Origin of the sequence: Bacillus sp. FJAT-18017 (assembly GCF_001278805.1) — a bacterium.
Classification (GTDB): domain Bacteria; phylum Bacillota; class Bacilli; order Bacillales; family Cytobacillaceae; genus Bacillus_D.
On the sequence record NZ_CP012602.1, the window covers coordinates 1,191,214 to 1,209,000 of the forward strand.

16 protein-coding genes are annotated in these 17,787 nt (G+C 42.1%); 6 read left to right on the forward strand and 10 right to left on the reverse strand.

Annotation, left to right across the window (positions count from 1 at the left end; all coding sequences use genetic code 11):
• Positions 1-6: 6 nt before the first annotated feature.
• The 4 genes from phnE to phnX are packed head-to-tail and all read left to right on the forward strand — an operon-like array spanning position 7 to position 3,571.
• Positions 7-792: a phosphonate ABC transporter, permease protein PhnE gene (gene phnE / locus AM500_RS05470; protein WP_053598327.1), complete on the forward strand. Its 786-nt coding sequence runs from the start codon at positions 7-9 to the stop codon at positions 790-792.
• Positions 792-1,634 (forward strand): ABC transporter permease subunit, encoded by an 843-nt coding sequence (locus tag AM500_RS05475; RefSeq protein ID WP_053598328.1) that lies wholly within the window; start codon positions 792-794, stop codon positions 1,632-1,634. Before phnE ends, AM500_RS05475 begins: the two co-directional genes overlap by 1 nt.
• A 24-nt stretch (positions 1,635-1,658) precedes the next feature.
• A complete protein-coding gene (gene phnW, locus AM500_RS05480) occupies positions 1,659-2,753 on the forward strand; it encodes a 2-aminoethylphosphonate--pyruvate transaminase (protein ID WP_053598329.1) in 1,095 nt (364 codons plus the stop codon).
• Positions 2,750-3,571, forward strand: a complete 822-nt coding sequence (phnX, locus tag AM500_RS05485) for a phosphonoacetaldehyde hydrolase (RefSeq protein WP_053598330.1) — start codon at positions 2,750-2,752, stop codon at positions 3,569-3,571. The genes phnW and phnX overlap by 4 nt, the downstream gene beginning before the upstream one ends.
• A 141-nt stretch (positions 3,572-3,712) precedes the next feature.
• Here phnX and AM500_RS05490 read toward each other — a convergent pair whose 3' ends face one another.
• The 5 genes from AM500_RS05490 to AM500_RS05505 all read right to left on the reverse strand — a co-directional run bounded on the left by AM500_RS05490 (position 3,713) and on the right by AM500_RS05505 (position 8,352).
• The gene (locus tag AM500_RS05490; RefSeq protein ID WP_053598331.1) at positions 3,713-4,969 is read right to left on the reverse strand and encodes a pyridoxal-phosphate-dependent aminotransferase family protein; all 1,257 of its coding nucleotides are present in this window, start codon (positions 4,967-4,969) and stop codon (positions 3,713-3,715) included.
• Positions 4,970-5,615: 646 nt separating this feature from the next.
• Positions 5,616-6,833 carry an aminotransferase gene (locus AM500_RS05495; RefSeq protein ID WP_053601630.1) on the reverse strand — a complete coding sequence of 406 codons (1,218 nt, stop codon included), beginning with the start codon at positions 6,831-6,833 and terminating at the stop codon, positions 5,616-5,618.
• On the reverse strand, positions 6,833-7,336 hold the full coding sequence (locus tag AM500_RS05500; protein ID WP_053598332.1) for an Lrp/AsnC family transcriptional regulator: 504 nt from the start codon (positions 7,334-7,336) through the stop codon (positions 6,833-6,835). Before AM500_RS05500 ends, AM500_RS05495 begins: the two co-directional genes overlap by 1 nt.
• Positions 7,337-7,521: 185 nt before the next feature.
• A complete protein-coding gene (locus tag AM500_RS25350) occupies positions 7,522-7,683 on the reverse strand; it encodes a hypothetical protein (RefSeq protein ID WP_156319753.1) in 162 nt (53 codons plus the stop codon).
• A gap of 24 nt (positions 7,684-7,707) precedes the next feature.
• Positions 7,708-8,352, reverse strand: coding sequence for a 2OG-Fe(II) oxygenase (locus AM500_RS05505; protein WP_053598333.1), 645 nt, complete (start codon positions 8,350-8,352; stop codon positions 7,708-7,710).
• A 429-nt stretch (positions 8,353-8,781) separates the two neighbouring features.
• On the opposite strand from AM500_RS05505, the gene AM500_RS05510 reads away from it, so the two are divergent.
• Positions 8,782-9,588, forward strand: a complete 807-nt coding sequence (locus AM500_RS05510) for a histidinol-phosphatase (RefSeq protein WP_053601631.1) — start codon at positions 8,782-8,784, stop codon at positions 9,586-9,588.
• A gap of 894 nt (positions 9,589-10,482) precedes the next feature.
• Here AM500_RS05510 and AM500_RS05515 read toward each other — a convergent pair.
• Positions 10,483-14,595 (reverse strand): phosphodiester glycosidase family protein, encoded by a 4,113-nt coding sequence (locus tag AM500_RS05515; RefSeq protein WP_053598334.1) that lies wholly within the window; start codon positions 14,593-14,595, stop codon positions 10,483-10,485.
• Positions 14,596-14,936: 341 nt separating this feature from the next.
• Between AM500_RS05515 and AM500_RS05520 the strand changes: the two genes are divergently transcribed.
• Positions 14,937-15,734 carry a hypothetical protein gene (locus AM500_RS05520; RefSeq protein ID WP_053598335.1) on the forward strand — a complete coding sequence of 266 codons (798 nt, stop codon included), beginning with the start codon at positions 14,937-14,939 and terminating at the stop codon, positions 15,732-15,734.
• 98 nt (positions 15,735-15,832) lie between these two features.
• Here AM500_RS05520 and AM500_RS05525 read toward each other — a convergent pair whose 3' ends face one another.
• From AM500_RS05525 to AM500_RS05535, 4 genes are all read right to left on the reverse strand, one after another.
• The gene (locus tag AM500_RS05525) at positions 15,833-16,087 is read right to left on the reverse strand and encodes a hypothetical protein (RefSeq protein ID WP_053598336.1); all 255 of its coding nucleotides are present in this window, start codon (positions 16,085-16,087) and stop codon (positions 15,833-15,835) included.
• 30 nt (positions 16,088-16,117) lie between these two features.
• Positions 16,118-16,249: a hypothetical protein gene (locus AM500_RS26215; RefSeq protein WP_269432568.1), complete on the reverse strand. Its 132-nt coding sequence runs from the start codon at positions 16,247-16,249 to the stop codon at positions 16,118-16,120.
• Between the two features lie 16 nt (positions 16,250-16,265).
• Positions 16,266-16,508: a hypothetical protein gene (locus AM500_RS05530; RefSeq protein WP_053598337.1), complete on the reverse strand. Its 243-nt coding sequence runs from the start codon at positions 16,506-16,508 to the stop codon at positions 16,266-16,268.
• A 93-nt stretch (positions 16,509-16,601) separates the two neighbouring features.
• Positions 16,602-17,573 carry a hypothetical protein gene (locus AM500_RS05535; RefSeq protein WP_053598338.1) on the reverse strand — a complete coding sequence of 324 codons (972 nt, stop codon included), beginning with the start codon at positions 17,571-17,573 and terminating at the stop codon, positions 16,602-16,604.
• Positions 17,574-17,787 lie beyond the last annotated feature (214 nt).

Below are 17,787 nucleotides of genomic sequence, written 5' to 3' on the forward strand. Positions count from 1 at the left end.
GTGACAGTGACTGAACAAACGATGCGAAAAAACAGATGGCAGACAGGAGTCTTTCTTCTCATTATCATCGTTCTTACTTATTTATCATCAGCTATGACATCCTTTAATTTTGCAGAAGGGATGGCGACAATCCCTGCAGCAATCGGCTGGATTTTTTCCAATTTAATCGTGACACAGGAATCCTTCGATAAACTGCCGAAAATCCTGGAGAAACTGGCCGAAACCGTGTTTATGTCTATTGCGGCAACAACGATAGCCGCTGTTGTGTCTCTTTTCTTAGGCATATTCGGATCAAAAACGACAAAAGTGAATAACTTTTTAAGTGTATTTGCCCGGTTTGTTGCTTCGGTATCAAGGAATATTCCAGTTGTCGCATGGTCGTTGATTTTGCTCCTTTCTTTTGGACAAAATTCTGTAACCGGCTTTCTCGCGTTATTTGTTGGGACAGTAGGTTTTTTAACAAGGGCGTTTATAGAATCGATTGATGAAGCCAGCCAAAGTTCTGTTGAAGCATTAACGGCAACAGGGGCAACCTATTTCCAGATTGTCAGCAAGGCTGTTATTCCGCAATGCTTGCCGCAGATGATCAGCTGGGTGCTGTTTATGGTTGAAACGAATATTCGAAATGCCACGTTGGTAGGAATCTTAACAGGTACAGGAATTGGATATACGTTTGATATGTATTATAAGATGCTGAATTATGATGCCGTCGCACTTGTGACATTATGTATTGTCATTACCGTTATTATCGTGGATATCCTTTCAAATTATATACGGAAGGTGATTCTATAATGGAAGCAACCTATATTAGAAGAAGCAAAGACGGCCGAATACATATAAAACCGGGTAACAAGGGTGATCAAGTTATCAGTTGGACATTACTCATCTTGGCCATTTTAACAGTTATTTCCTTCTTTTTCTTTAACTATGCTGGCCTGGAGCTAAGTACAGCTATTACGGAAACAGCCTATAACTTGAAGGTGATGTTTCTCGAGCCGGCAATGAATCATTTTGATTTAAGAGAAGCTATGTATCAAGTCGGGATTACACTTGGTTTAGCGTTCCTGTCTACGGTTATCGGCGCCATTATTGCTTTCTTCCTTTCCTTGATGGCCGCCACGAATTTAGCGCCGGTATGGGTATCGAGAATTGTTCGTGTATTTGTTGCAATTATTCGGGCTGTTCCAACCGTATTATGGGTGTTGATTTTTGCGATTGCCGCCGGGCTGGGAAGTGAAGCAGCTGTTCTTGGGATGCTCTTCCATTCTGTCGCTTATTTGGTTAAGGCATTTTCAGAGGCATTTGAAGAAGTCGATAAAGGAATCTTTGAAGCTTTGAAATCAACGGGTGCGAACTGGTGGCATATTATCAGAAGCGGTGTTGTACCATCTACTTTTACTTATTTATTGTCATGGGTTTTCTTGCGATTTGAAATCAACTTCGGGGTCGCTGTCGCAATGGGTGCAGCAGCCGGGGCAGGCGGAATTGGATTTGACCTGTTTATGGCTTCCGGATTTTATTTCGATCTCCGCGAGGTTGGCTTTATTACATACGTTATTTTGATTATCGCCATTCTGTTGGAGGTTATTTCAACTCGTTTGAAAAAACGTTACTTCCCGGCCAGTTCCAACTAAAGATGAAGGAGAATTGAGTGAACTATGAATTCCTACAAACTTTTAACACCCGGGCCACTTACGACAACAGGCAGTGTGAAAGAGGAAATGCTGTTCGATCGTTGTACGTGGGACAATGATTATAAAATTATTACGCAAAAAATTAGAGCCAAGCTTCTTGAATTGGCAGGAGCCGGCAAGGAAGAGTATACAACTGTACTCATGCCAGGAAGTGGCACGTTTGCTGTTGAAGCTGTGATGAATACGGCTATATCGGATCAAGATAAGGTTTTAATCCTAACGAACGGTGCCTATGGTGAGAGAATTGTTAAAATGGCCCAGTATATTGGACTGGCATTTCGCGAATATAGTGTGGCTTACAATGAAGTTCCAGACGAAGAAGAAATTCGGATGATTTTAAAAGAAGATCCTGACATTACGCATGTGGTTATGGTTCATTGTGAAACAACAACAGGCATACTGAATCCAATTGAAATGATTTCAAAACTATCGAAGGAATTTGGGAAGACGTTAATCATTGATGCGATGAGCAGTTTTGGCGGGATGGGGATCAGTGTTCCTGATTTGGGAATTGATTATTTAATCAGCAGTGCCAATAAATGCATTCAAGGTGTGCCAGGGTTTGGATTTGTCATAGCAAAGATTGATAAATTAATAGCCTGTGAAGGAAATTCCAGGAGTCTGTCATTGGACTTATATGATCAATGGAAGGAAATGAATAAGGACGGGAAATGGCGTTACACTTCTCCGACTCATGCAGTGGCGGCTTTTGCTAAAGCCCTTGATGAATTGGATGAAGAAGGCGGCATTCCAGCAAGATTTTCCCGTTATCAGAATAACAATCGAATTTTAAGAGAGAGACTAAAAGAAGCAGGGTTTGAGACTTATTTATCAGAAGAAAAACAATCTCCTATTATTACAGCCTTTCGTTTCCCGAATGAAGACTTTAACTTTGAGCACTTTTATACATATGTCAAGGAGAGAGGTTACGTACTTTATCCAGGGAAATTAACAGATGAACCAACATTCCGAATCGGAAATATCGGGGACATTCATGAAGAAGATATAGAAGAAGTATGCGCTATTATAGAAACTTACATGGGAGTGGTAAAAATATGAACAAAATAGAAGGAGTTATTTTTGATTGGGCCGGGACAACGGTTGACTTTGGCTGCTTTGCACCAGTCAATGTGTTTATCGATATTTTTAAACAGGCAGGAATAGAAGTGACAATGGCAGAGGCAAGAGAACCGATGGGAATGTTGAAAATCGACCATATCCGTGCGATGCTATCCATGCCAAGAATTTCTGCATTATGGCAAGAAAAATACGGAAGAGCCTTTACAGAGCAAGATGTTGAAAAATTGTATGCTGAATTTGAACCGGCACTTCTGTCTTCCTTAAGCGAGTATACAGATCCGCTTCCAGAGGTAGTAGAGACTGTGCAAACATTACGAAGCCAAGGATTGAAAATTGGCTCCACAACAGGGTATACGCAAAGCATGATGGATGTAGTTGTTCCGAATGCCTCGAAAAAAGGCTACAGCCCTGATTTTTATATCACACCTGATGTGACCAATTCATTCGGGAGGCCATATCCATATATGATTCATCGTAATATGGAAGCATTGAAATTATCAGCAGCATGGAAAGTAGTAAAAGTAGGAGATACCATCTCTGACATTAAAGAAGCTGTCAATGCAGGCGTTTGGGCAGTAGGTGTTGTGGTAGGAAGCTCTGAAATGGGATTAAGTTTAGATGAGTTTCAAGCGCTATCCGAAGATGAACAAGAGAAAGCAATCTCCCGAACAGAAGAAACCTTTACGCGAAGTGGAGCGGATTTCACCATCAAATCCATGAGCGAACTGCCAGCACTAATCGAAAAAATCAACCAGCTTATTCAGAAGGAAAAAGACCTTCCGCAACAGATTAGCTAAAACGGTAAAGCAGGGACGGTTCTAGTTTGCCAAAGGGCAGAGTAGAACCTTCCCTTTTTTCAAAACTTTACTTGGGTTCACTTATGATGTTTTACAGTAATATGATGCTTCAAAAGCTTTTCTTTTTAACTAGTGGATATGCTAATTTGCTCCGACGGTTTCAGGATTCCGCTTTTTATAGTCATCATATACATTTAATGCCGCCTGTAAGCTTTCGCCTTTATTCACGTTAAAGCCTTTTCGAATAAGCGTTCCTTCTAATGCTGCAAGAACATGAAGAATATTTTTCTTCCGGGAACTATAGCCCATTGCTCCGATTCTCCAAATCTTGCCGTGGAGCGGTCCGAACGAACTGGCAATTTCAACTTCAAAGTCTTCCAGCATCATGGCACGAACCTCGTCGCCGTTAATTCCTTCAGGGATTTCAATTGCAGTAACAACAGGAAGCTTGTGTTTTTCATCACCAAATATTTGTAAGCCCATTGCTTTAATTCCTGCAACTAGTGCTTCTTCATTTAACTTATGCCGGGCAAACCGGTTTTCAAGTCCTTCTTCCAGAATAATGCGAAGCCCTTCTCTTAAGGCATATTGCATGCTTGTCGCTTCAGTATGATGATTAAGGCGGACAGGGCTCCAATAATCCTGTAGCTGAGCTAAATCAAAATAATTACTTACAATGCGATTGTTGGAAGGCTCGCTGTTAAACGCTCTTAAGCCCAATTCAATACTTTTTCTTTTATTGATAACTTCCTCAATTCGGCTGTTAAAAGTAATCGGGGCTAAGCCAGATGGAACAGATAAACATTTTTGCGTACCGCCAATAACTGCATCAAGCTTGAGTTCATCCACCTTGAGGTCGACTCCGCCTATTGATGCTACAGCATCAACAACCAACAGAACATCTGCATTTCGGCAAGCTTCTCCGATTTCCTTTAACGGCTGCATGGCGCTAGTTGATGTTTCGGCATGAACGATAGCAACAATTTTTGGAGAAACCTCATGAATCTTGTTTATGATATCTTCCGGGTCAAAAACCTCTCCCCACGGAACCTCCATTGTCGTAACATCTGCTCCAAAACGCTGGCAGATTTCGGTTAAAAGATAGCCGAATCGGCCGTATATTGGAATCAAAATCTTATCCCCAGGCTCAATAATGCTGACAAGAACAGCTTCAATACCTGCCCGGGAAGTTCCATCGACCGGGAATGCCCAATGATTTTCTGTTTGAAATACCGCACGAAGCATTTCCATTGTTTCATTCATGATATTCGTAAATGCAGGATCAAATTGTCCTAAAATCGGGGTAGCCATCGCTCTCAATACTCTTGGATCAACTTCTACAGGCCCAGGTGTCATAATTGTTCTAAGTGGGACATTTAAATCTGTATACTTGGTCATATATTCTACCTCCTAATTTGAATAAAATTTACATTAAATGAATAATTATGAAGAATGTTTTATGGTAAAAACTATTTTAAAAAAACAATAATTTATTTTAACAAAATAAAGCATTGGAATCAACGGACAATTCGAAAAACTTAGTTAGAGTATGTTCTTTTTAAAGCGCTTATACACAAAATGTTATGTTGGAAAATAGGAAAAATGATATCCTTAAACATACATTCCAAGGTAAAAAGGATACCCGAAATATACATACTATATTCAAATGTTCTATATATTTCAACCTGATAAAAAAACTCATTTTACTTATAGTGCAATCTTCCAAAATGAATTCGGAAGGCCAACTATTTGTTCAATAAGGATAAGTCGCAATTGGGGCCAGATTAGTATCCGAATCTTTATCACAGATAAGGGTTCTGTAATAGGAGATAAGGGCGGCAGAAAATATATAAGAAGGGAGTGTTAATGAAAGAACGACAGCCCAAGTGAAGCCAAGTCCGCCGCAATCTTTATGGAAAGGTGTAAGAGGTCGTGAAGCAATAAATATAAACAGCCAACTTTGGCAAAAAAGAAACCTACCAGGCATACAGTTTCGGGCCTGGCAAGTTTCTTCTTGAAAAACCTTATATATTAATGATTTGGCCTAACTGCCTTCAACTGAAGAAAGCATTTCACTTGAATCTTTAGTCAATTTTTCAAGCGAATCCACGAACCGTTTAATTCTGGTAACAGCTTCCTGAAGCTGTTCCAAACTTGTCGCGTATGAACAGCGGATATACCCTTCGCCGCTTTCTCCAAAGACACTGCCCGGTACGACGGCGACTTTTTCAGCGAGCAGCAACTTTTCCGCAAATTCCTCCGATGATAGTCCGGTACTTTTAATAGAAGGAAAGACGTAAAACGCTCCGCCAGGGTTGTGGCAATCGAGTCCGATGTTATTAAAGGCTTGAACGAGGTAATTTCTTCGCCTCCGGTAACTTCTTCTCATTGCTTCTACCTGATCATAGTTATTCCGTAATGCCTCAATCGCCCCGTGCTGAAGCATGTGCGGTGCGCACATCGTTGTATATTGAAAGATTTTGATCATGACTTCGGTCAGCCACTTGGGCGCGGCAATCCATCCGAGTCTCCAGCCTGTCATCGCAAATCCTTTAGAAAAACCGTTAAGTAAAATTGTTCGCTCATACATTCCTTCAATGCTTGCAAAACTGGTGTACTCTTCGTCATAGGCTAGTTCTGCATAAATTTCATCAGAAACGACGAGGAGGTCATGTTTTTCAATAACTTGAGCCAGTTCCTGAAGCTCTTGTTTCGTAAGACAAGCCCCGGTTGGATTGTTCGGTGAGCAAAGCAGAATTGCTTTTGTTTTGTCTGTTATCGCCGATTCGAGCAGTTCGGGTGTAAGCTTAAATCCGTTTTCGGGATGAGTTGAGACAGGTACCGGTGTTCCACCCGCCAGTGCAACCAATGGAGAGTACGATACAAAGGCTGGTTCGACGATTAACACTTCATCGCCCTGATTAAGAATCGTACGGAAGGCCAAATCAATTCCCTGGCTCGCTCCGATTGTAACAATGATTTGATTTGCAGGATCGTAATTTACTTGGAATCTATTTTTTAAATAAAAAGAAATTTCCTCTCTTAGCTCAAGGAGTCCGGGATTGGCTGTGTAGGAAGTGTAGCCTTCTTCCAGTGAAGAAATGGCCGCTTCGCGAATGCCCCAGGGTGTGACAAAGTCCGGTTCGCCGACTCCTAATGAGATAACTCCTTTCATCGTGGAAGCAAGGTCGAAAAACCTTCTGATTCCTGATGGTTTTATATCTTTTACAGTTTCGGAAAGATAGTGCTGATACTCATTCATCATGGAGAAACCACCATTCTCCGATCACTTTCCTTGTCCTCGCCGAAAATGACGCCATCATGTTTATATTTTTTCAGCATAAAGTGTGTGGTTGTTGACATGACATTATCAATCGTTGACAGCTTTTCGGAAACGAATTTGGCAATTTCGGTCATCGTTTTTCCTTCAATTGTGATCGACAGGTCGTACGCGCCGGACATCAAGTAGAGGGAAGTGACCTCGGGGAATCGATAAATCCTCTCCGCCACCTCGTTAAATCCAACACCGCGCTTCGGGGTAACCTTAACATCAATCATTGCAACAACTGGTTCCTTGCCTTCAACCTTGGTCCAGTCAATAAGCGCGGGGTAACTCACAATCACCTTTTCATCTTCTAATTTCTTTATTGTTTCTTTCACCTGATCCACACTCTGATTCAACATCTTCGCGATATCAGCAGTCGGGATCCGATGATTCTCTTCTAAAATTGATAAAACCTCTAACTCATTATCGGACAACTTCATTTGAGTTCCTCCTATACATCAAACAACAATATTCATATAATACCACTTTTGAAAAGAGGCTAAAAGAATAAGAATGGAGTTGGCAGAAACTTACGAATATTTAGGTGCCCGTCATCCCCGGTTTTTCTTGTTTCACGGAATGTTGTTCCACATAAAGGAGTCCTATAAACCTGCGAAAAACACTTCTAGAGCATGGTAACGATTGGATAATACTTCTTAATATGATTAATTTTTGAGGATTTGAAAACCTGAAACAAAAAGGCTGCTCCAAAATTGTCGCCATTCACGACCTTTTGGGCAGCCTTGCTTTTTATTAAAATTAATATTTTCATTTCTTCTTCTGTCATTCCTAACCTTTAGCTTTTTCTAGCTTAGAGAACTAACTTTTTCCTTCTCACCCACTGTGTGGCGACCCATTTTTCCCCTGTTATGACAGGCAGTCCACTGTGTAGTGTCAACTCGTTTAAGGCCTGTTCTTCATAAAAATATTCAAAGTAAACGGCCATTCCTTTTTTGGGTGTAACGGAAAAGTTCAGTCGGGGAAAGACTGTTTCGCCGCCTTCTTCGACATCGTTCAAATACATGACGAGGGTGCTGATGCGGTTATTTTCCGCTGCTCTGCTTTTGGATGAAAAATAATCAAAGTGAGCTTTGTATTCTTGCCCAGGAAGATAATGCAGAACTTGAATTTCCTCACCATGTTCAATCGGAATACACATAATCTCTGAAACTCTTTTTTCAATTTTTGCGACCAGTTGGTTTTCCATCTTATCAAAAAACATGCCACTGCTTGTTCGAATCTCATTTTCGAGATGATTCTCACTAATTTTAGAACGCTTCATTCGATCTTTTGCCAATCGAATCAACTCATCACATTCTTCACTATCCAACACATTATCAAGAACCACAACCAAGGGTTCTTCTATTTTTGCCACAATATTTATAACTTTATCTTCTGTATTGATAGTACTTTTTTCGTGATTGAAAATCGTTTGTTCTTTAGCTACGCTCGACATATTTTTCTCACCTCTGTTATTTTCTGGCTATACTAATTATATAACAAATGTTTTGAATTTATATAAAATTAGCATAACGTCATACAGATTGCAGAATTCAGCAAGGTGATAATGCCAAAAAGTAGCCTGTAAAAGGAAGGATGTAGTAAACACTTATTGTCCTGAAAATTACGGAATTAGTTCCAAAAATGAAGGGACTTAGGATACGATATAGGTAATAATCGACGGGTTTGTAAAAGTGAGCCTTTAGAATAGGATACTAACACCGAGTCGACACTAAATGATAAAATGGCGGTCCTAGTGTTTTGGGTGGGACGTTTTTCTTCTTGCTTCTGTGAATTTCCTAAGCCTTCCCTTAGGCAAAACTAGAACCGTCCCCATTTGCAAGAAGTTAGGAGGAGAATTGACGTGAATGAAGTGACACCTTCTGTGATATTCGATTTACATACACACCACGACCGCTGTGGCCATGCGCGGGGGAACATTGAGAGCTATATTGAAGCTGCGATTAGAAAAGGAATGACAGCTGTTGGGATTTCGGACCACTCTCCTTATTTTGCCGAAGAAGAGGATCGGCCATTTCCCGGAATCACGATGGCGAAGAGTGAATTTGAGGGTTACGTACGGGAAGTTCTGCAGTTAAAAGAGAAGTATGCCGGGAAAATTGATGTGTTATTGGGAGTAGAATCAGACTTTTTCCCCCAACATGTGGAAATATACCGGGGCTTTTTAGACAAATATCCATTTGATTATATTATCGGCTCCGTCCATTTTGTGGAGGATGTCAGCATTTTTAAAAAGGGCCGCTGGGATGGACTTTCAAAAAGCGAAAAAGTACGTGTAAAGGAAGCCTATTACTCCTTGATTGAACAGTCGGCACAAAGCGGCCTGTTCCAAATTCTTGGCCACATCGATGCCATGAAGGGATTCTATCCTTCTTTCTCTTCAATAGAGACCGATGCCATTGAAAAAACTCTTAAAATCATTGGTGAAAATGATGTTGCCATTGAAATTAACACTTCTGGCAAAACAAAGGACTCAGGTGGCTGGTATCCTTCCGACAAAATATTGGAAGTCGCCAAACATTACGGAGTAGCAGTCACATTTGGCTCTGACGCCCACGATCCCGAAAGAGTGGCCGACGACTTCGAATTCGTCCGGGAACGCCTCAAAGAAATTGGCTTTACCGAGTGGGTTTATTTTAAAGAGAAGAAGAGGGTAGCTGTGCCGCTGTAACCGGGGAGGGCAGTAACGGGATCTGAGCTGGCAACAGGAGACGGCTCAAGTTTGGCGTCTTTTGTAGGACAAATCTTCTGAAGCTTCGCGTGGTCAGGTTTGACTTCTAGACCTACGACGCCGATTAGTAGGAGACAATTCGTATTCGCCCGGCCATGTCTAAAAGGTGGGCATCAGATTCATAAAGAGTTCATGAAAAAATGCTCTTCGTACACTGTACAAAGGGCATTTATTAACAAACTGGGAGAGAGTTTGTTCATTATAGTATTGGGGGGGCGGCGGGGAGGCCGCCATTTTCTTCTTGGAAAAAGTCGTTGAGAAAAGAAATGGTTATTGTCCGAACAAAGTTCGTAGCCCCAACATTAACTCCGTGTAATGCTGAAACCAGAGAGTGTATTGCTCGAACAACGCTGTCTGCATTTATAAGTATAGGATTTAAATATTAAGGAAGTTTTAATAGAATATGAATTTTTATGGTAAGAAGATTAATAAATTGAAAATCAGTGTGAGAAAAGTTTCCGAGAGCAATCCCGGATGCTTAGAGGCTGGTCTGGCAACTGGATAGAAGAGGTGCTTAGACGAAAAAGAGTCCGTTGAGAAGAGAGGAGGCGAGTATATCCAATTCTTAACAAGCTTCGCTTCAGAAAAGGCAAAGTGGTTGTTGATAGGGGGGCGTCAATGACAGAAACACGCAGGTCAATCAATCTATCAAGACAACTTTTTCTATATTCAGGACAGATTTTTAGAAATTCAAGACATTTCCCGGATGATTCAGGACATTTCCCAAACGATTCAGGACAGATCTTCAGAAATTCAGGACAAATCCAGTCCAATCACCGCTTTCCGTAAAAAAAGGCAGCTGTAGTTTCCCCGCAGCTGCCCTTCAAGTAGATTCTATTCTTCATCCTCGTCAAAATACTCTTCGTTTTTGACTGTGAATTGATCGATTGTTTCACCGTCTGAGGTGATGGTTGTAAATGTGATTGTGTCCTTATCGACTTTTGCGTGCATCGAGACTGCGATCGGGTCCATGTTGACGTAGTCGAATTTTTCATCAGCGACGGCGTCGTAGTGTTTTTTACCAGTCGTGCCGGCAACAATGTAGACAGTGCCGTTTGAGTCTTCCTGGCCGTCCTTAATTTTCTTTGTCCTGCCATAGGAATGATCGTGGCCGGAGAATACGATATCGATGCCGAGCTCATCGACAACCGGAGGAAGCTTCTGCTTCATGACGGCATTGCCTCCGAACGGATTCGTAAAATATGGCGGCTTGTGGGTGACAAGGATTTTCCATGGTTTGTTGCTATTCTGGACATCCTGCTTGAGCCACTCGAGCTGTTTGTCAAGCACTTCAGCGCTGTCTGTATAACCGAGAACGCTAATGTGCATGTTGTTGTAATCGACTGAATACGTGCCGCCCTTGTCCACGTCAGGCCCGTTTTCCGGGTTGTTGAAAATTGCCTTTGCCAGGCTGCCGTCAGGGTCGCCCATGTATTCATGGTTGCCAAGCGCTGCAACTAGGTCGGTGGAGCGGATCGAGCTAAAGTTGCTCATCAGGCCGAGCGCGTCGTTCCATTGTTTGAACTTGGCCGATTCATCGATCAGGTCACCGACATGGATCATGAATGATAAATCGTTATTACTTTGGTTTACAAGGATTTTGCTAAAATCGCTTAAATCGGAAGGGGATTGCGTATCGCCGAAAACGGAAAACTCGAAATTCTGTTTGCGCTGCTCAGTCGTAAATTCCTCGATTGGTGACCAGTTCTCCCCGTCTCCAACCTGGTAAACATAGGTTGTATCCTGCTGAAGTTTGCTAAGTTTTACCTCGTTAACCCTAACAATCCCGTTCTTTTTAATATCAAGCTCCCCTGAGAAAACCTGGCTGCTTGACGTACCAGTTGCTGTCTCAAATGCATCCTCGCCTTTGCGCTCGTAATCCTGCTTGCGCGCAAACTTGACCATCGCCCCAGCCTCAGTCAGCGGGCTCGACATCCAGGTGAACGATTTCGTCTTATAAGGGTCTCCTGTTGGATTGGAAAGGATGTTTTTGATTTCATTTTCCGCAGCAAGGGCAGGGTATGTCTGTGTGTTCATCTTGAACGAGTACTTGCTGTCCTTAACTGCATATAAAGCAACTTTTTTGACTTCATCTGTAATTGGGCCAGAAATCAGACGGCCATTTTCATCCGTTATGCCGAGTGAAATCGGCTCGCTGCTGCCTTCAATCTCGGCAAAAATTTCCGCGCCAGCAGCTGGCTGGTTTTTTGTATCTTTCACTGTCATGGCGGTTGGCGCGCCGATTAAAATAGGGTCAGCTGTAATCGTAAAGGCGCCAATTACTTCCTTGCTTACCGGAGCCATTGAAAATGTCGGAACAAAGCTGCTACCGGGGTCATTCCGGAAATTCAGCATTGCTTCTGATATCTCATAGGTCAGCTTGCTGCCTTCTTTTGTGGCGGCAGGTATGCGGACCCCAATGGTAGCGGCATCAACGGAAGCCGATGCACCATTGTTAATGAGATTTAATGTAAGGGTTCCGGTTTCTCTGTCATAATCATACGAACTTTCATTGAACCCATTTCCGAACTGGACTGCCTCCACAGGGAAGTTTTTATCAACCTTCAGCTTGATGGTTGAACCTGATAGACTCTCAGGATTTGTTGCCTTAACAGTCAGGTTGAACAGATCACCGAGTAGCGGCTGCTCCTGTTGATTGACAACTTCCATTTTTGCAGCCCCGGTGTTGACGGTAAAATAAACCGTCTTGATGGCCTGGTTGCCGAATTTGTCCGGCACCATCAAGGTGATTTTATGGGTTCCGTCTGCCCATTTCAGGCCGCTGAGAGAAACGGAGCCATCCATATCATACGAGTAATGACCTTCTGAGTTCTTGTAATTTACTCCATCAACATAGATGCTGATTTTCTCCCAGTCGATCCCAGTTTTGAACGGATCATCTTCAAATTCGCTGACATTCGCCTTGATACCTACTGTGTTTGTGTCAAAATTTTTCCCGTCAACATTGATGGATTCAATGACTGGAGGATTTAAATCATCCATCTTTTCACCGTACACGGCACGGATGTTGTCAATGTAGACTGTCCCCTTTGACATCGGGCCTGTGATGCCGGACTTGGTCGACATCATTCTGAATGTTTGCGTAGAATGCAATTTGAACGGGCCGGTGAAAGATGCCGGAATTTGGGCTTCGATGTACTTCCAGCCTGTCCAGTCGACACCTGGCTTTTCTTTTGTCAAATCGATTGATTGGTTCTTGCCGTTGCCATCGACTATCATCATCCTTAGCCAGTAGCCTTGGGCTTCAGGAGTTGCATACACCCACATGCCGATGCCGGTCGGGTTGTCACTGATTGGCGTATTGACGCCAGGACCTGCATAGACGCCAAGCGTTGTACCGGTCTGTGCATTCGTAAAATCATAGTCCAATTTTAAACTTTGGTTGCCGAATCTCACTTGGTCCGGATAAGAGGAAAGGGTGAGAATTCCTTTTTCACCGCGGCCGGCAGTGGACGTTCTCCAGCCAGTCATGCCTTTTTCATAATCAAAGATCACCTCAGGCATTTTTCCGACGGAGACCTTCATCTGGGCAGTGAGGCTGGTTCCCTTTAATGTTGCGGTGATTGTACCCGATACATTTTTATCCCCGGTATGAAGGATTCCTGCTTCATCGATTGTCCCCATTCCTTCAGGGATTGAGAATTCGATGTCCTGAAGGTTCCATTCGACAACCCGTTTTTGAAACTTTGCAATAAGGGTGAGATCGACTTCACTGTTTCTGGCGGCTGTCAGTTCAGTGGAACCAAAACTCAGTTCATCCGGCTTGGCAATTTCGATGATACTTTTGCCGACCTGCTGCCCCTGGTGGCTTAAGAGAATCTCGAATTGGCCGGCCTTTCCGTTTGAGAGGAACGTTCCGGTTTCATCGATTGTGCCGAAGGACGGGTCGGATATTGACCAGCTTAAACCAGATTGCGGAAGGGGAGCGGACGCCATCGATTTGTCCCTACCTTTTGCAGAAAACTGGATGGTCGACCCCGTTGTAAAGGACTTATCATAAGGCTCGACATGTGCCGACGCGAAAATATGGTCGGACGGTTCTTTTGTAACAACGAGCCAGGTGTTGGCTACACTTCGTTCGTTGCGGTCTGACGGTTTATTATCGAGTTCAAGAGTATCTCCGCCAAGTGTGCGGGTTGTGAATGTCGACGAACCGCCCCCATCCAGATTCAGGGCACTTACCGCACCAAGGTCAATCATCAATTGTGCCAAATCGGGCATCGAAATACCTGCTGAATACGGTTCCTGTCTACCGTCAATCACGGCGAAAAAGACATCGCCATCCTGTTTGATACCGACTGCCGTCCGGGGTTCCTTATCTTGTCCCGTTTGCGGAGTCTGATAAACTTTACTGTCCTTTACAAGGATGGCATTCCCGCCAAGAGCTTCCTTGAGCTGGTCCTTCATTGCGGGGTATTGGGCTGCATCGCCAATCACAGCTTCCCCTGACTTGGTAATTCCAAAGAATTTGTGCGATCCGCTATTTGTTCCCTTTACAGCCTGTCCATCTTTATAAACAACGCCATGCGGCTCACCGGTTGCCATATTATAAAAATCGGCATTCACGGCAGCTACTACTTTATGGTTTTCACTATCCGCAGCTTTTGCCTGCTGCCTCACTGGCTGCAGACCGTATGTATTGCTGTCATTCGGTGTTCCTGCCTCGATTGAGACAGTAGGATTTTGGATATCGACATCAACTACAAAACTCTCAATCTTCTTGCCATCTTTTCCTTCAAAACTATAATGCTTTTCCTTAACACCTGGAGCAAGATCTGCTTGGTACTGATTGATCGGTACTGGTGCAATAACAGACTGCAAATCGAACGGGCCGAGCGCAGATGTAAAGCTTGGCGAAATAATACTTCCTGCGAGGGCAAAGGAGAGTGTAACGGGCAGTATTCTTTTTTTCCAATTTGAACGCATGGGTTCCTCCTAATTTAAAAAGAATGATAGCAAAAGACAACAACATCATTGTAGTGTACAGATATTGGGCATATGTTAATTGAATATTAAGAATTCACGAACTTCAATGAGTGGAAAGGCCTAATTATATTTTTAGACTATATACGGACGCTGAAAGAGGAGGAGACGGTGGGGTGGTTGTTACTCCTTTTGGGTAAAGCAGGGGGGACCCACGGACTTGCTTTGCTGCACTTATGGGTTTATTTTGTATGTAAAGAGCTGTGGACATCCTATTTCCTATGCCAGGGCTAGAAACTACTATAAAATGAAACCTAAGAGATATACGCGAAAGGAAGTATCATATGACACAATATATCCCTCCTAAAGGAGAATATGAAGTATTTAAAGATGACAGTCATTACATGGAAAAGCTTAAGGAATGGGGCTTAAGAGGCAAAAATACTTTTTTGTACAAGGACAAGGACCAGCATACTAATGTAACAATAAAGGGTTTCGAGGTATACGGCAAAAACGGTGAGTACAACAGTCTTGTTATTGAATTCGCCGATGGTCAGTTAACGTGTATACATCCTGCTTATCTGAAGGAAATGCAGTCTTCTTCTTTTGTAAAAGAATTAAGCAGCCAACAAACAGAAAACATTGCTGTTGAAAAGGAGAACAAAGCAGAAGCAGAGCCTGGTAAAGATGAAGAACCTTTGCCGGAAAAAGCAGAAGCGGAGAGCCGGAAAGTTGAAAAGTCTGAGCAGGAAAAGGACTCAACACCTGCTGCAAAAAAGGCAACCAAGAAAAAGGAGAAAGCACCGAAAATAACGCTCCCGGAAGATAAAGTTCATTTCACTGGAAAAGTGAAACAGCTGGCTTTAAGCTGGAATCATTTTAATGAAGAAAATGATGAGGTTGTCGTGTTTGAAGATGTTCGGATTGAACAGGAGGAACCGATTGAGATTGGGCTTGCATGGGGTTCCCATAGCAAAACTCTTAAAAAATTGGAACTCGAACCAGGTATGGAATTGGAGTTTGACGGCAAAATCGTTAAAAAGAGCCTGCCAAAAGGCAAGGATGTAGAAGATGAATCTCTATTGCTCGATGTCTCCGTTGGATATAAAATCAATAATCCATCGAAGATTGTAAAGAAATGATTTTTGCTAAATAAAAAAGAGAGTGCAGGAGAAATGGGCCTGCACTTTCGTTTTGCCTGGAGAATAGAACGTTTCAGGAATTGTTAGTGAGGATCATGTTATCTTTTTCTCTTTCTCTTTCTTTCCCTTAAAAACGCCGGGATGTCCAGTTTTTCATTAGTGATTTGAGTATCTGCAAAGGATTGTTTCTGTTTGGCCTCGTACTTCAAAAGAAATTCATCTATACATTGCTCCTTATAATGTTCGATTGCATCTTCGCCTTTAGCAACTATATCTCCTGGAATTGCATGCGTGTTATTCCTGATAATATCCATGATTTTTACTTTCATGTCTAGACGGTCTTTTGGATTCATAGGATTTATCACCTCCCGTTATGGACTAGGTTAGTTTCCTTTTTCCTTGTCTTGTTGGTTTTTATCTTCTTTTTCAGCTGTTTGTATAAGCAAATTAATTAATTTGAAGTAGCTTTCATGTGCCTGGTTTGCACCAAATTTAAATTTATCTATAAAATTCAAGGTGGATCACTCTCCCTTACAATTGTTCAATAATCTTATATGCGGCCTTGCTCCCAAGAACAACTCCAAGGCCGCCTCCGGTTGCGATTCCTGCTGCAAAACCGACTACTCCTCCTACAGGGCCGAGGGCTGCAAACCCTAGGCCTGTCAAGCTTGCTGCACCTGCATAGCTTCCTGTTAGCCCCCCAAGAGCGATGCCTGTTGTTTTGAATATCGGCTTTATTTTATCTGAAAAGCTCTTATCTTGGTTATTCGACATTTTTGAGATTCCTTTCCCGCTCTGCGTTTTCAAGATTGTCCTTTAATTCTTTTAATATAAGGGAGAAGTGTTTAATAAGCTTAACTGCAGAATTCATTGCTTCGATTCTCCTCGCTTCCGTTGTTTAGTATTTTTATAGTAGTTTTCATCTTTCTTCTGATAATAAGCTAGCTCGCAGTCGCTCCAATAGATACGGCCCCGTTTTCCTTCTTTTCTTGCCTTTAGTTTTTCGGGATCCTCAGGTTTATGAAGGACAGCATGCCCCCTGCGCGCTCTGGCTTCTTGATATCTCGTTGGATTTCTTATGAAAAGCCCGCAGCTTTCACATTTTAGCGGGTGTTTAGCCGACTTTTGAAATTCTATCAGTTCAATATAAAGGTCTTCCTCAAATGTTTTTATTTGAGGTTCAACAGTGAAATAGTATATGCCATCAGGCCCAATGATTGGGGAAGAGCTGATTCCATAGCTGATTTGCTGTATATTTTTATTTAATTCTTCGGTAAGACTGCCGAATGGTTTTGGAATAACAATGTGTAAATCTTCCGCATTAATATAATGTTTTTTATAGTTGTTTGGAGGATTAAAATATTCGTGATATGTCTCCCGAAGGCTTGTTATTCTTTCTTGTAAAGTCTCGTTGAATGGATCGCGGCTTAGCTTATCGATTTCATTTTCCAGCATCCTCTGTACAGAGTATGGATACTTCATTGCGGCTTTATAGGCTTTATCTACTTCATCAAGATATTGCCTTACCATTTTTTGTAGGGTCAAAAGCTTCTTTTTTCCTTTTAGTATCAGGCCAACATTTACTTTCGTCTGGTGTTCTGAATCAGTAAAAGGCATCTGTATCCCATCATCAAAGAGTACCCCCTGTTCCGTGTAATAAATTCCTGATGGATTCATGCTGGTGGTCTGATATTTTTCAGCCACGCTGCGGGCAATCATTCTATGAAATGTCTTTTCTCTCTTTTTAAACCAAAGCTCTAAAAAATCCCTTACCTCACTTTCCTCAAATTTTAATTCGCTGAAAGAAATAATAAACCAATCCTTTGGAGCATAGTCCATCTTTCATCACCTCTCTATTGACTATATTACTTTACTTGCAAAAGGTTAGAAATCACGTAAATTGCACGGAATCCTCTTCGGAGTTAAAGTTTTTTCACTTATATACAAAGATAGGTAAAATTCAGTGATAAAAAATTTTTAGGGGGATTTAAATAAGAAAGTACAAAGAAAGTATTTATTGTGGTTTTGTTTTTAGTTTTACGGAGTTTACTTC